This window comes from Pseudomonas cedrina subsp. cedrina, from assembly GCF_001983175.1.
Classification (GTDB): Bacteria; Pseudomonadota; Gammaproteobacteria; order Pseudomonadales; family Pseudomonadaceae; genus Aquipseudomonas; species Aquipseudomonas cedrina.
This window is the reverse complement of record NZ_MNPW01000004.1, coordinates 527,206-542,086: the sequence shown is the minus strand read 5'-3', so window position 1 is coordinate 542,086 and position 14,881 is coordinate 527,206. Positions and strand designations below refer to the sequence as shown.

Sequence of the window (14,881 nt, the reverse complement as noted above, 5' to 3'; positions counted from 1 at the left end):
AGTGCCGAAATTGATGGAGTTGATGGGCTGAAAGGCCCTTTTTTTCTTCAAGTCCGCAAAAACAAATGCCCCGACAAGTCGGGGCATTTGTTTTTAGCCGGTGCAGGCTGCGTTTTCACACAGCCTGAAGCGGCGCGGGCATCAAAGCTTTTGCCTTCGTTGGCCAGGGTGGCGATGCGGCTGAGCAGGTCGGCCGCGTCGGAGTGCGGCGCTTTGGCCGGCAGTATCGGGGCGCTGAGCGTGCTGAACGGCCGTGGCCTGGTCGGAATCGATGCCGCGCTGCGCTGAGGCATAGGCGCCGGGATCGGCACCGACATGGACATGAACACCGGCCGTGGTTCCGGCTTGACCGGCTCGGCATGCCGACTGAACGCGAAGGACTGCGGCACCCCAATCGAACGCATGCCATGGCGCCCCAGCAGACCGCCCTCGGCCGGGCCGATAAACAGCACGCCGTCCATATGCGTCAGGCCCTTGAGCACCTCGAACACCTGCTGCTGGGTCGGCTGATCGAAGTAGATCAGCAGGTTGCGGCAGAACACAAAGTCATAGCTCGCCTCATTGGCCAGCAGCGCAGGGTCGAGCAGGTTACCGACTTGCAGGCGCACTTGTTCGCGCACGCGGTCGGCGATGTGGTAGCCGTCGCCATGCTCGATGAAGTGCCGGTCGCGAAAAGCCAGGTCACCGCCGCGAAACGAGTTCCTGCCATACACCCCACGTCGCGCGCGCTCCACCGACAGCGGGCTGACATCCAGGCCCTGCACCTTGAACTGGTGCGGCGCCAGGCCCGCATCCAACAGCGCCATGGCAATCGAATAGGGCTCTTCACCCGTGGAACACGGCAAACTGAGGATGCGCAGTGCGCGCATCTGCTTGATCTCGGCCAGGCGCGCGGCAGCCAGGCGGGCCAGGGTCGCAAAGGATTCGGGGTAACGGAAAAACCAGGTTTCGGGGACGATCACCGCTTCGATCAGCGCCTGCTGTTCATGCTCGGAACTCTGCAGGTGTTGCCAATATTCGCAGGGTGTTTGCGCATTGACCGCCTGGGTGCGCTGGCGCACCGCGCGCTCGATGATTGCTTCGCCGACCGACGCAACGTCCAGGCCGATGCGCTCTTTGAGGAAAGCAAAGAAACGCGGGTCGTCGCTCATACGCTCAGCTCGGTAGAAAACAGCACGGCGCGCACATCATCGGTGAGCAATTCATTGACGCTGATCCACTGCATCAAGCCAAGGGCGTCCTCACGCACCGGCCCCAGGTAAGGCGCCTCGCGGTTGTCCAGGCCATAAGGCTTGAACTCGCCAAGGTCGCATCGCAGGGTGTCGGTGGCTTGTTCCAGGATCAGCCCCAGCCAGCGTGGCTGGGCCCAAGGCTGCGGCTGGTAATTGACCAGTACCAGGCGCGTGCTGGTACGGGCCTGGGCCGGTTTGCCGAAGGTCAGGGCGCTGAGGTCGATCACCGGCACCAACGCGCCGCGATGGGCGAAGATGCCCGCCACCCATGCCGGCGCATGGGCGATCGGCTTCAAAGGCAGGCGCGGCAGCACCTCGGCCACTTCGGTGGCCTTGAGGGCATAACGCTCGCTGCCGATGTTAAACACCAGGAACAACGCTTTTTTCGCTGCCGGGACAGCGCCGCGTTTAGCCGCGAGGTCGCTCATCAGACTTTGAAACGCGACACGCCGCTGCGCAGACCGACCGCAACCTGGCTCAGTTCATCGATGGCAAAGCTGGCCTGGCGCAGGGACTCCACCGTCTGGCTGCTGGCATCGCCCAGTTGCACCAGCGCGTGGTTGATCTGCTCGGCGCCGGTGGCCTGGGCCTGCATGCCTTCGTTGACCATCAACACCCGCGGCGCCAAGGCTTGGACCTGATGGATGATCTGCGACAGTTGCTCGCCGACTTGCTGCACTTCAAACATGCCGCGACGCACCTCTTCGGAAAACTTGTCCATGCCCATCACGCCGGCGGAAACGGCCGATTGGATTTCTCGCACCATCTGCTCGATGTCGTAGGTCGCCACGGCGGTCTGGTCGGCGAGACGGCGTACTTCGGTGGCGACCACGGCAAAACCGCGGCCGTATTCACCAGCCTTCTCGGCCTCGATAGCGGCGTTGAGCGACAGCAGGTTGGTCTGGTCGGCGACCTTGACGATGGTGACCACCACCTGGTTGATGTTGCCGGCCTTCTCATTGAGGATCGCCAGCTTGGCGTTGACCAGGTCGGCGGCGCCCATCACCGAGTGCATGGTTTCTTCCATGCGCGCCAGGCCTTGCTGACCGGAACCGGCGGCGACCGAAGCCTGGTCGGCGGCGGTGGAGACCTCGGTCATGGTGCGCACCAGGTCCTTGGACGTGGCCGCGATTTCGCGGGACGTGGCGCCGATCTCGGTGGTGGTCGCGGCCGTTTCAGTCGCGGTCGCCTGTTGCTGCTTGGAGGTGGCGGCAATCTCGGTCACCGAGGTCGTCACCTGCACCGACGAGCGCTGCGCCTGGGACACCAGGGCCGTAAGCTCGGTCATCATGTCGTTGAAGCCGGTTTCGACGGCGTTGAATTCATCCTTGCGCGCAAGGTTCAAGCGCTTGCTCAGGTCGCCGTCGCGCATGGTTCCGAGGATATCGACGATGCGCTGCATCGGCGACATGATCGCGCGCATCAGCAGCAGCCCGCACAGGCCGGCGGCGAGGATGGCGATGACCAGCGACACGGCCATGCTGATCTTGGCCGACAGGACTGACTCGTCGATCGCCGCAGTGGCGCGATCAGACACATTCTTGTTTTCAGTGATGATGTCGTTGAGCTTCATGCGCCCTTCGGTCCAGATCGGCGTCAACTGCTCCTCGAGCAGCACGTTCGCCCCCGCCAGGTCCTTGGCTTCCACGCGTTCCAGCACTTGGGCCAACACCTTGTTGTAGTTGATATGCGCGGCCTTGAAGTTGTCGAACTCCATGCGGTCGGCCTGGCTATGAACGGTTTTTTCGTAATTGGCCATCTGCTGTTCGATACGCGCTTCGAAGGACTTGTAGTCCGCCCTGTCGGCATTGGTGAACGCTTTATCGTCCCGTAGACCAATGATATCGATGGTTTCGAGGTAGCTGTCGACCCACGCGCTGCGGATCATCGAACTGAGATAAACCCCCGGCACCGCGTCATCGCGTACCGATTCCTGGCTGGTTTCGATCTGCAGCAACCGTGAGTAGGACACCACGACCATCAACAGCATGATCGCGATAATGACCGCAAAGCTCGCCAGAATCCGTTGGCGCAAGGTCCAATTCTTCACAGTGTTTCCTCGAAGTGCCGATCAAATGCGGGGGAGTATAGCCGAGCATTGGCCTTATTAAATCAATGGTTTCGCGTGTCAATAACGTTCACGCAAAACAAATGTGGGAGCGGGATTGCTCGCGGCCTGTAGTGAGCGGGCTTGCCCCGCGCTGGGCTGCGAAGCGGCCCCAATAAAAACACCGCCGACCTCTCCAGGTAGAACCGAGTCGCCTGGTTTGGGGCGGCTTCGCCACCCAGCGCGGGGCAAGCCCGCTCACTACAGGCCGCTTTCGCGAGCAAGCCCGCTCCCACATTTTTATCGGTGTAGGACAGGTATTAACTTAGCCGCACTTGTTTTTCCAATTCAGCCTTCAACCCTGGCTCGAGTTTCAGTTGGCGGGCCAGTTCGTCCAGGTAGGCCTTTTCCATGAAGTTTTCCTCATCCACCAGCATCACGCTGGCGATGTACATCTCGGCGGCCATTTCAGGCGTGCCCGCGGCCCGCGCAACGTCCGCCGGGTCCAGGGGTTTGTTCAGCTCGGCGTGCAGCCAGCTTTGCAACTCGCGGTCGTTATCCAGCTTGGTGAATTCGCCTTCGATCAGCGCGCGTTCGCGCTCATCCACATGGCCGTCGGCCTTGGCTGCGGCGACCAGCGCCTTGAGGATGCCCTGGCTATGCTGCTCGACCTGGGCCGGCGGCAGGCGGTCGATGGTCTGCGGCTCGCCCTGAGGCGCGCTGGCCTGCTGCGCCTGCCAATTGCCGTAGGCCTTGTAGGCGATGACGCCCAAGGCCGCCAAACCGCCGTAAGTCAGGGCCTTGCCGCCGAATTTGCGCGCTTTTTTATTGCCCATCAGCAAGCCCATGGCGCCGGCTGCCAGGGCGCCGCCGCCCGCGCCACCGAGCAAACTGCCCAGGCCTCCGCCACCGAGCAGACCGCCCAGTGCGCCTTTGTCGTCCTGCTTACGTTGGCCGCCAGCCTTGTTTTGCAACATGTCCTGGCCGGACTTGAGCAACTGATCGAGCAATCCACGGGTATTCATTCGCAGCCTCCAGACACTTGGGTTCATAGGACCAATAGGCCGCCAGCGTAAAACTAAGTGCCAAAAAGGCCTTATCTAGAGTGCTTCCAGATGTAACGCGGCTACCCCTCGCTTAAATCGATATACACTCAAGCGCATCTATAAAAACACCTCACTGGTGATTCCAGCATGATGACCTTGCGTCAAATCAGGCACTTTATTGCCGTGGCCGAAACGGGTTCGATCTCCGCCGCCGCGCAAACCGCCTTCATTTCCCAGTCCACCCTGACCCTGGCGATCCAGCAACTGGAACAGGAAATCGGCGTCAACCTGTTCAACCGCCATGCCAAGGGCATGACCCTCACGCACCAGGGCCATCAATTCCTGCGCCAGGCGCACCTGATTCTCGCCACCGTCGATAACGCCAAGCGCAGCCTGCAACAGAGCACCGACCAGGTCGCCGGCCAGTTGATCGTCGGCGTGACCAGCCTGGTCGCCGGCTATTACCTCGCAGACCTGCTGACGCGCTTCCAGCGCGCCTACCCCAATGTCGAAATCCGCGTGATGGAAGATGAGCGCCCGTATATCGAGCATCTGCTGGTCAGCGGCGAAATCGACGTGGGCGTGCTGATCCTTTCCAACCTGGAAGACCGCCACGCCCTGCAGACCGAGGTCCTCACTCATTCGCCGCACCGCTTGTGGCTACCGGCGCAGCATCCGTTGCTGGAACACGACAGCATCAACCTGGCCGATGTGGCGCGCGAGCCGTTGATTCAGCTGAACGTCGACGAAATGGGCCACAACGCCCAGCGCATGTGGACCGGTGCAGGCCTGCAACCGCGCGTAAGCCTGCGTACCGCCTCCACCGAAGCGGTGCGCAGCCTGGTGGCGGCGGGCCTTGGCGTGTCGATCCAGCCGGACATGACCTACCGGCCCTGGTCGCTGGAGGGCGACATCATCGAAGCGCGGCCGATTGCCGACCTCAGCCAGACCCTCGACATCGGCCTGGCATGGCGTCGGGGCACGGCACGTCCGGCGCTGGTGGATCCGTTCCTGACCGTCGCCCGTGAACAACCGCACCCACGCAAGCCATCTATTTAATCGAATGCTGCTTTCAGTATTTAGTATTTGTTGACCTCGCGTCTGGCCTCTAGTCTCTGTACATCCATAAGAGAAAGGTCGGGCGACTTATAAGAGAACGCCCATGGCCGCACAAGAAAAGAGACCGCGAAAAATGTCCGGCGCGCCCACCCCGCTGCTCACCGCGTTGCTGATCGACGGCGAACTGGTCCAGGGCCAGGGCTTCGTCGAGCCGATTCTCAATCCGGCCACCGGCGAAGTACTCACCCAGATCGCCGAAGCCAGCACCGAGCAAGTGGAGGCCGCGATCCTTGCCGCCCACCGCGCCTTTGCCGGCTGGTCGCGCACCACGCCGCAGCAACGCTCCAATACTCTGCTGGGCATCGCCGACGCCATCGAGAAACAAGCCGACCACCTGGCCCGCCTGGAATCGCTGAACTGCGGCAAGCCGTTGCACCTGGCGCGCCAGGACGACTTGAGCGCCACCGTCGATGTGTTCCGCTTTTTCGCCGGGGCCGTGCGCTGCCAGACCGGGCAACTGAGCGGCGAGTACCTGCCGGGCTACACCAGCATGGTGCGCCGCGATCCCATCGGGGTCGTGGCTTCGATTGCGCCGTGGAATTACCCGCTGATGATGGCCGCCTGGAAGATCGCCCCGGCCCTGGCCGCCGGTAATACGTTGGTGTTCAAGCCATCGGAACACACGCCGCTGTCGATCCTCGCCCTGGCGCCTGCGCTCAACCAGTTACTGCCGCGCGGCGTGATCAACATTGTGTGTGGCGGCGGCGAAGGCGTCGGCAGCCATCTGGTCAGCCACCCCAAGGTGCGCATGGTTTCGCTGACCGGCGATATCGTCACGGGGCAGAAAATCCTGCAGGCCGCCTCCAAAACCCTCAAGCGCACGCACCTGGAACTGGGCGGCAAAGCCCCAGTGATCGTGTGCGACGACGCCGATCTGGCAGCCGTGGTCGAGGGCGTGCGCGCCTATGGTTACTACAACGCAGGCCAGGACTGCACCGCCGCATGCCGCATCTACGCCCAGGCCGGCATCCACGACAAGCTGGTTGCCGAACTGGGCGCGGCGGTCAGCAGCCTGCGCTTTGCCGGTAAACGCGACGCCGACAATGAACTGGGCCCGCTGATCAGCACGCGCCAGCGCGACCGTGTGGCCAGCTTTGTCGAACGCGCCCTCGGCCAACCGCACATCGAACGCATCACCGGCGCCGCCGTGCATTCCGGGGCGGGCTTCTATTACCAGCCCACCCTGCTCGCCGGCTGTAAACAAAATGATGAAATCGTGCAGCGAGAAGTGTTCGGCCCGGTGGTCACCGTGACCCGCTTCGACACGCTGGAACAGGCGGTGGATTGGGCCAACGACTCCGAATACGGCCTGGCCTCGTCGGTGTGGACCCAGAACCTGGACAAGGCGATGCAGGTGGCGGCGCGCCTGCAATACGGCTGCACCTGGATCAACAGCCATTTCATGCTGGTCAGCGAAATGCCCCATGGCGGCTTGAAGCGCTCGGGGTATGGGAAAGATCTGTCCAGCGATTCGCTACAGGACTACAGCGTGGTGCGCCATATCATGGCGCGCCACGGCCAGCATCTTTAAAACAACAACTAAGCTCATGCGTCACCGTTGCACACACTGCCCCGACCATAATTAAAGAAGAGGGAACCCCATGTCCGCGCATAAGACCGCACTGCTCAGTGCCTTGACCACCGCGCTGCTGGCCAGCGCCAGCCTCCAGGCCGCCGAACCGCTCAAGGTGGTTGGCCCTGGCGAAGGCCAGCTGGATATCGTCGCCTGGCCCGGTTATATCGAACGTGGCGAAAGCGACAAGGCCTACGACTGGGTCAGCGGTTTCGAGAAGGAAACCGGCTGCAAGGTCAACGTGAAAACCGCTGCCACCTCTGACGAAATGGTCAGCCTGATGGCCAAGGGTGGGTACGACCTGGTCACCGCGTCGGGCGATGCGTCGCTGCGCCTGATCGTCGGCAAACGCGTGCAACCGATCAATACCGCGCTGATTCCCAACTGGAAGCACATCGACCCGCGTCTCAAGGATGCGCCCTGGTACGTGGTCGGCCAGCAAACCTACGGCACCCCGTACCAATGGGGCCCGAACGTATTGATGTACAACACCAACGTGTTCAAGACCGCGCCCACCAGTTGGAGCGTGTTGTTCGACACGCAAACCCTGCCGGACGGCAAGCCCAACAAAGGCCGCGTTCAGGCCTATGACGGCCCGATCTACATCGCCGATGCGGCGTTGTACCTCAAGTCGACCAAACCCGAGCTGGGCATTCAGAGCCCTTACGAACTGACCGAAACCCAGTACAAGGCCGTGCTCGAGCTGTTGCGCGCCCAGCAACCCCTGATCCACCGTTACTGGCACGACACTACTGTGCAAATGAGTGACTTCAAGAACGAAGGCGTGGTGGCCTCCAGCGCCTGGCCGTATCAGGTCAACGGCCTGCAGAACGAGAAGCAGCCGATTGCCTCGACCATCCCGAAAGAAGGCGCTACAGGCTGGGCCGACACCACCATGCTGCACACCGAAGCCAAGCACCCGAACTGTGCCTACAAGTGGATGGACTGGTCGCTGCAGCCGAAGGTCCAGGGCGATGTCGCCGCCTGGTTCGGCTCGCTGCCGGCCGTGCCTGCGGCCTGCAAGGAAAGTGAACTGCTCGGCGCCGAAGGCTGCAAGACCAACGGGTTCGACCAGTTCGAGAAGATCGCTTTCTGGAAAACCCCGCAGGCTGAGGGCGGCAAGTTCGTGCCGTACAGCCGCTGGACCCAGGACTACATTGCGATCATGGGCGGGCGGTAAGGCCCCCAGTTAATGGAGATCTCTTGTGGGAGCCGGGCTTGCCCGCGATAGCGGTGTATCAGTCAGAGATGTGCAAACTGACACACCGCTTTCGCAGGCAAGCCAGCTCCCACATTGGACCGCGCCAGACCTTACGACCGTGCACACCGACTCCTTTGTTTTCCAGAAGTCCAAACCGGGCCGCTGCGACGGCCCATGCTTTTTCGGAGCACCGCACCATGACGCTTGCAGTCCAATTCACCCATGTTTCCCGTCAGTTCGGCGAAGTGAAAGCCGTCGACCGGGTTTCCATCGATATCCAGGACGGCGAGTTCTTTTCCATGCTCGGCCCTTCCGGTTCCGGCAAGACCACCTGCCTGCGCCTGATCGCCGGGTTTGAGCAGCCGAGCGCGGGCTCGATTCGTATCCACGGCGAGGAAGCTGCCGGCTTGCCGCCGTATCAACGCGATGTCAACACCGTGTTCCAGGATTACGCGCTGTTCCCCCATATGAATGTGCGCGACAACGTGGCCTATGGCCTCAAGGTCAAGGGCGTGGGCAAGGCCGAGCGCCTCATGCGTGCCGAGGAGGCATTGGCCATGGTGGCGCTTGGCGGTTATGGCGAGCGCAAACCGGTGCAGCTTTCCGGCGGCCAGCGCCAGCGCGTCGCCCTGGCCCGCGCATTGGTCAATCGCCCGCGCGTGCTGCTGCTGGATGAGCCGCTGGGCGCGCTCGACCTCAAGCTGCGCGAACAGATGCAGAGCGAGCTGAAAAAGCTGCAACGCCAACTGGGCATCACCTTTATTTTCGTGACCCATGACCAGACCGAAGCGCTGTCTATGTCTGACCGCGTGGCAGTGTTCAACAAGGGCCGCATCGAACAGGTCGACACCCCGCGCAACCTGTATATGAAGCCGGCCACTGCCTTTGTCGCCGAGTTTGTCGGCACCTCTAATGTGATTCGCGGCGAGCTGGCCCAGCGCCTCGGCGGCAGTGCGCAGCCGTTCTCGATTCGTCCGGAACATGTGCGTTTTGCCGAGGGCCCGCTGGGCGCCGGCGAAGTGGAGGTCAGCGGCCTGCTGCATGACATCCAGTACCAGGGCAGCGCCACGCGCTATGAACTGAAACTGGAAAACGGCCAGGCGTTGAATATCAGCCAGGCCAACAACCAGTGGCTGGATATCAGCAGCGGCCATCAGGTCGGCCAGTCCATCACCGCCCGCTGGGCGCGGGAAGCCATGACGCCGCTGACCGACAGCACAGGCGAGGTGTGACATGAGCCTGGCCGTTTCCCATCCACCGATGCGCAGGTTTTCCAACCTGCTGTACCGCAAGCCCAACCTGTACCTGGCGATGCTGCTGATACCGCCGTTGATATGGTTCGGCGCGATCTACCTGGGGTCCCTGCTGACCCTGCTGTGGCAAGGCTTTTATACCTTCGACGACTTCACCATGGCGGTCACGCCGGACCTGACCCTGGCCAACTTCGCCGCGCTGTTCCAGCCGTCGAACTTCGACATCATCCTGCGCACCCTGAGCATGGCAATCGTAGTGTCGATCGCCAGCGCGGTGGTCGCGTTCCCGATTGCCTATTACATGGCCCGCTACACCACGGGCAAGACCAAGGCGTTTTTCTACATCGCCGTGATGATGCCGATGTGGGCCAGCTATATCGTCAAGGCTTATGCCTGGACGCTGCTGCTGGCCAAGGGCGGCGTGGCGCAATGGTTCGTGCAGCACCTGGGGCTGGAGCCGGTGTTGCAGTTCGTGCTGGGCATTCCCGGCGTGGGCGGCAGCACCTTGAGTACCTCTCACTTGGGGCGGTTCATGGTGTTTGTGTATATCTGGCTGCCGTTCATGATCCTGCCGATCCAGGCGTCGCTCGAGCGCCTGCCGCCGTCGCTGCTGCAGGCATCGGCCGACCTTGGCGCCAAGCCGCGCCAGACCTTCATGCAGGTGATCCTGCCGCTGTCGGTGCCGGGGATTGCCGCAGGTTCCATCTTCACGTTCTCGCTGACCCTGGGCGATTTCATCGTGCCGCAGCTGGTGGGCCCGCCGGGTTACTTCGTCGGCGGCATGGTCTACGCACAGCAAGGCGCCATCGGCAATATGCCCATGGCCGCGGCGTTCACCCTGGTGCCCATCGTGCTGATCGCGGTTTACCTGTCCATCGTCAAACGCCTGGGGGCCTTCGATGCACTCTGACAAATCATCACTGGGCTTGAAGATCGCAGCCTGGGGCGGCCTGGTGTTTTTGCACTTCCCGATCCTGATCATCTTCCTCTATGCCTTCAACACCGAGGAAGCCGCGTTCAGCTTTCCGCCCCAGGGCTTTACCCTGAAGTGGTTCAGCGTGGCCTTCGCGCGGCCGGATGTGCTGGAGTCGATCAAGTTGTCCTTGCAAATTGCTGCCATCGCCACCCTGATCGCCATGGTGCTTGGCACCCTCGCGTCGGCGGCGTTGTATCGCCGTGAGTTTTTCGGCAAGCAGGGTGTGTCGCTGATGCTGATCCTGCCGATTGCATTGCCGGGGATCATCACCGGCATCGCACTGCTGGCGACGTTCAAGACGTTGGGCATCGAGCCGGGGATGTTCACCATCATCGTCGGCCACGCGACCTTTTGCGTGGTGATCGTCTACAACAACGTCATCGCACGGTTGCGCCGTACGTCCCACAGCCTGATCGAGGCCTCGATGGACCTGGGCGCCGACGGCTGGCAGACCTTTCGCTACATCATCATGCCCAATCTGGGCTCGGCCTTGCTGGCGGGGGGCATGCTTGCCTTTGCGCTGTCGTTCGACGAAATCATCGTCACCACCTTCACCGCCGGCCACGAACGCACCTTGCCGCTGTGGCTGCTCAACCAACTGAGCCGCCCGCGCGATGTGCCGGTGACCAACGTGGTGGCGATGCTGGTGATGCTGGTGACGATGTTCCCGATTCTCGGGGCTTATTACCTGACGCGTGGTGGTGAAAGCGTGGCGGGTAGTGGCGGTAAATAAACCACAACAACCTGCTTCGGGAGAAACACGGTCAATGTGGGAGCTGGCTTGCCTGCGATTGCGGTGGGTCAGTTGATGAATTGGCTGGCTGATACACCGCTATCGCAGGCAAGCCAGCTCCCACAGTTGAATCGTGTTTCTTCAGAGAGAAAACCGTCATTTGAGGAGGATTGAATCATGCAAACCAAACTCTTGATCAACGGCCAACTGGTACAAGGCGAAGGCCCGGCCCAGGCCGTATTCAACCCGTCGCTGGGCCGTGTGCTGGTGGAAATCAACGAAGCCAGCGAAGCCCAGGTCGACGCCGCCGTGCGCGCCGCCGACGCAGCCTTCGACGGCTGGTCGCAAACCGCGCCCAAGGACCGCTCGCTGTTGCTGCTGAAACTGGCTGACGCGATCGAAGCCCACGGCGAAGAGCTGGCCAAGCTGGAATCGGACAACTGCGGCAAGCCCTACAGCGCCGCGCTGAACGACGAAATCCCGGCGATTGCCGACGTGTTCCGTTTCTTTGCCGGCGCCAGCCGTTGCATGAGCGGTTCGGCGGCGGGCGAATACCTGCCCGGGCACACCTCGATGATCCGCCGCGACCCGGTGGGCGTGGTTGCCTCCATCGCGCCGTGGAACTACCCCTTGATGATGGTCGCCTGGAAAATCGCCCCGGCCCTCGCCGCCGGTAATACCGTGGTGCTCAAGCCGTCGGAACAAACCCCGCTGACCGCCCTGCGCATGGTCGAACTGGCCGCTGACATCTTCCCGGCCGGTGTGCTCAACCTGGTGTTCGGCCGTGGGCCGACCGTCGGTAGCCCGCTGGTGACTCACCCCAAAGTGCGCATGGTGTCGCTGACCGGTTCCATCGCCACGGGCGCGAATATCATCGCAAGCACCGCCGACAGCGTTAAGCGCATGCACATGGAGCTGGGCGGCAAGGCGCCGGTGATCATCTTCAATGACGCGGATATCGACGCCGCCGTGGAAGGCATTCGTACCTTCGGCTTCTACAACGCCGGTCAGGATTGCACCGCGGCGTGCCGGATTTATGCCCAGGCGGATATCTACGATGCGTTTGTCGAAAAGCTCGGCGCGGCGGTCGCCAGCATCAAATACGGCTTGCAGGATGATCCGGCCACCGAGTTGGGCCCGTTGATTACCGCACAGCACCGCGACCGTGTCGTCGGGTTCGTCGAGCGTGCGGTGGCGCAGTCGCACATCCGTCTGGTCACCGGTGGCAAGGCGGTGGAAGGCAACGGCTTCTTTTTTGAGCCGACGGTGCTGGCCGACGCGCAACAGGACGACGAGATCGTGCGCCGCGAGGTGTTCGGGCCGGTGGTGTCGGTGACCAAGTTCACCGATGAAGCGCAGGTGCTGGCCTGGGCCAACGATTCGGACTACGGCCTGGCGTCGTCGGTGTGGACCGCCGATGTAGGACGCGCCCATCGCCTGGCCGCACGCTTGCAGTACGGCTGCACCTGGGTGAATACCCACTTCATGCTGGTCAGTGAAATGCCCCACGGTGGTCAGAAACTGTCCGGCTACGGCAAGGATATGTCCATGTATGGGCTGGAGGACTACACCACTGTGCGCCATGTGATGTTCAAGCACTAATGCTGTGCCCCCTGTGGGAGCGGGCTTGCTCGCGAATGCGGTACATCCGGCACACATGTGTCGACTGACACACCGTATTCGCGAGCAAGCCCGCTCCCACAGGGGATCTCCTTATAACAATAAATAATTCGTAGGTTCCCATGGATATCACCCGCCGCGACTTCCTCAACGGCGTCGCTGTCACGATTGCCGCCGGCATGACCCCACTGCAATTGCTGCAGGCCGCTCCCGATGGTCGCTACTACCCACCAGCGCTCACCGGCCTGCGCGGCAGCCATGTCGGCTCATTCAAAGTGGCACACCAGATGGGCTGGGAAAAGAAAGCGTTCGACACCGACAAACTGCCGATCGCCGAAGACTATGACCTGGTGGTGGTCGGGGGTGGCTTGAGTGGTTTGTCGGCGGCGTGGTTCTACCGCGAGAAGCACCCCAAGGCGAAGATCCTGATCCTGGAAAACCACGACGACTTCGGCGGCCACGCCAAGCGCAATGAATTCCAGGCCGGTGGCCGCATGATCATTGGCTACGGTGGCAGCGAGGCGTTCCAGTCGCCCAGCCACCTGTACAGCAAGGAAGTGAACGGGCTGTTGAACAAGCTCGGGGTGAATATCAAGCGCTTCGAGACCGCCTTCGATCGCCAGTTCTACCCGAACCTCGGCCTGTCGCGCGGGGTGTTTTTCGACAGGGAAAACTTCGGCGAAGACAAGCTGGTCACCGGCGACCCCACGCCGATGGTGGCCGACGACATCGCGCCGGATCAGTTGAATGCGCGCGCCATTGGCGATTTCATCAATGACTTTCCGCTGCCGCAGGCAGACCGCCAGGCCCTGATCGAACTGCACACGGTGCCCAGGGACTACCTGCCGGGCAAGACCGCCGAGGAAAAAGCCGACTACCTGGCCGCCACCAGCTACCGCGATTTCTTGCTCAAGGATGTAGGCCTATCGGAAGGCGCGGTGAAGTACTTCCAAAGCCGGACCAACGACTTCATGGCCCTGAGCATCGATGCAGTGGCCTCGGCCGACGCCTATAGCGTGGGTTTCCCAGGTTTTGCCGGGATGAACCTGGCGCCGATCAGCGAAGAGGCCGCAGCGGAAATGGAAGAGCCCTACATCTACCACTTCCCGGATGGCAATGCTTCGGTGGCGCGGTTGCTGGTGCGCGGTTTGATCCCTGGCGTGGCGCCGGGGCACACCATGGACGATATCGTGCTGGCGGCGTTTGACTACGCCAAGCTCGATCAGCCCCAGGCTGCAGTGCGGTTGCGCCTCAACAGTACCGCGGTCAGCGTGCGTAACGTCGGGAACCATGTGCATATCGGCTACAGCCGTGGCGGACAACTCGCACAAGTGCGCGGCAAGCGCTGCATCCTGGCCTGCTACAACATGATGATCCCGTACCTGTTGAAGGATCTGCCGGCGCCTCAAGCCCATGCCCTGAGTCAGAATGTGAAATACCCGCTGGTGTACACCAAAGTGGTGATCCGCAACTGGCAGTCATTCCAGAAGTTGGGCGTGCATGAAATTTACGCGGCGACCCAGCCCTACAGCCGGATCAAGCTGGATTACCCAGTCAGCATGGGCGGCTACGACCACCCGCGCGACCCGACGCAGCCCATTGGCTTGCACATGGTCTACGTGCCCACCAGCCCCAACAGCGGCATGAACGCCCGTGACCAGGCGCGCGCCGGGCGGGGCAAATTGTATGGCCAGACATTCGAGCAACTGGAAGCGCAGTTGCGCGAGCAATTGCAACGCATGCTCGGCCCTGGTGGGTTCAACCATCAGACCGATATCCTGGCGATCACTGTCAACCGCTGGTCACATGGTTATGCGAGCTTTTCCAACAGTCTGTTTGATGACGCCGATGAGAGCGAAGCGTGGATGAACCTGGCGAAAAAACCGGTGGGGCACGTGAGCATCGCCAACTCGGATGCCGCGTGGAGTGCGTATGCGCATGCGGCGATAGATGAAGCGTTCAGGGCGGTGGGGGAAGTAGCCTGAGAATAAGGCTTTAAGGCCAGCAATGAACACTTGTGGGAGCTGGCTTGCCTGCGATGGCGGCCTATCAGCCAATATTGTAGTGACTGAATTACCGCC

General features: G+C 61.9%; 11 protein-coding genes and 1 pseudogene. 8 read left to right on the top strand and 4 right to left on the bottom strand.

Annotated elements, in window-relative coordinates; genetic code table 11:
• Positions 1-128 precede the first annotated feature (128 nt).
• The 4 genes and pseudogenes from BLL36_RS11055 to BLL36_RS11040 all read right to left on the bottom strand — a co-directional run.
• Positions 129-1,151 (bottom strand): annotated as a pseudogene (locus BLL36_RS11055) (CheR family methyltransferase); the annotation flags it as partial.
• The gene (locus BLL36_RS11050) at positions 1,148-1,660 is read right to left on the bottom strand and encodes a chemotaxis protein CheW (protein ID WP_076951452.1); all 513 of its coding nucleotides are present in this window, start codon (positions 1,658-1,660) and stop codon (positions 1,148-1,150) included. The pseudogene BLL36_RS11055 and the gene BLL36_RS11050, both read right to left, overlap by 4 nt.
• The gene (locus BLL36_RS11045) at positions 1,660-3,282 is read right to left on the bottom strand and encodes a methyl-accepting chemotaxis protein (protein WP_076951451.1); all 1,623 of its coding nucleotides are present in this window, start codon (positions 3,280-3,282) and stop codon (positions 1,660-1,662) included. The genes BLL36_RS11050 and BLL36_RS11045 overlap by 1 nt, the downstream gene beginning before the upstream one ends.
• 317 nt (positions 3,283-3,599) lie before the next feature.
• Positions 3,600-4,304 (bottom strand): tellurite resistance TerB family protein, encoded by a 705-nt coding sequence (locus BLL36_RS11040; protein ID WP_076951450.1) that lies wholly within the window; start codon positions 4,302-4,304, stop codon positions 3,600-3,602.
• A 168-nt stretch (positions 4,305-4,472) separates the two neighbouring features.
• On the opposite strand from BLL36_RS11040, the gene BLL36_RS11035 reads away from it, so the two are divergent.
• The 8 genes from BLL36_RS11035 to BLL36_RS11000 all read left to right on the top strand — a co-directional run bounded on the left by BLL36_RS11035 (position 4,473) and on the right by BLL36_RS11000 (position 14,785).
• The gene (locus tag BLL36_RS11035) at positions 4,473-5,384 is read left to right on the top strand and encodes a LysR family transcriptional regulator (protein ID WP_076951449.1); all 912 of its coding nucleotides are present in this window, start codon (positions 4,473-4,475) and stop codon (positions 5,382-5,384) included.
• A gap of 133 nt (positions 5,385-5,517) precedes the next feature.
• On the top strand, positions 5,518-6,975 hold the full coding sequence (locus tag BLL36_RS11030; protein WP_197678449.1) for a gamma-aminobutyraldehyde dehydrogenase: 1,458 nt from the start codon (positions 5,518-5,520) through the stop codon (positions 6,973-6,975).
• Positions 6,976-7,045: 70 nt separating this feature from the next.
• Positions 7,046-8,197, top strand: coding sequence for a putative ABC transporter substrate-binding protein YdcS (ydcS, locus tag BLL36_RS11025; RefSeq protein ID WP_076951447.1), 1,152 nt, complete (start codon positions 7,046-7,048; stop codon positions 8,195-8,197).
• A 218-nt stretch (positions 8,198-8,415) separates the two neighbouring features.
• Entirely contained in the window at positions 8,416-9,450 is a 1,035-nt protein-coding gene (locus BLL36_RS11020; protein WP_076951446.1) for an ABC transporter ATP-binding protein, read from the top strand.
• 1 nt (position 9,451) lies between these two features.
• Positions 9,452-10,381, top strand: coding sequence for an ABC transporter permease (locus BLL36_RS11015; protein WP_076951445.1), 930 nt, complete (start codon positions 9,452-9,454; stop codon positions 10,379-10,381).
• Positions 10,371-11,180: an ABC transporter permease gene (locus tag BLL36_RS11010; protein ID WP_076951444.1), complete on the top strand. Its 810-nt coding sequence runs from the start codon at positions 10,371-10,373 to the stop codon at positions 11,178-11,180. Before BLL36_RS11015 ends, BLL36_RS11010 begins: the two co-directional genes overlap by 11 nt.
• Positions 11,181-11,357: 177 nt before the next feature.
• Positions 11,358-12,782: a gamma-aminobutyraldehyde dehydrogenase gene (locus BLL36_RS11005; RefSeq protein ID WP_076951443.1), complete on the top strand. Its 1,425-nt coding sequence runs from the start codon at positions 11,358-11,360 to the stop codon at positions 12,780-12,782.
• Between the two features lie 140 nt (positions 12,783-12,922).
• A complete protein-coding gene (locus BLL36_RS11000; RefSeq protein WP_076951442.1) occupies positions 12,923-14,785 on the top strand; it encodes an NAD(P)-binding protein in 1,863 nt (620 codons plus the stop codon).
• Positions 14,786-14,881: the final 96 nt, after the last annotated feature.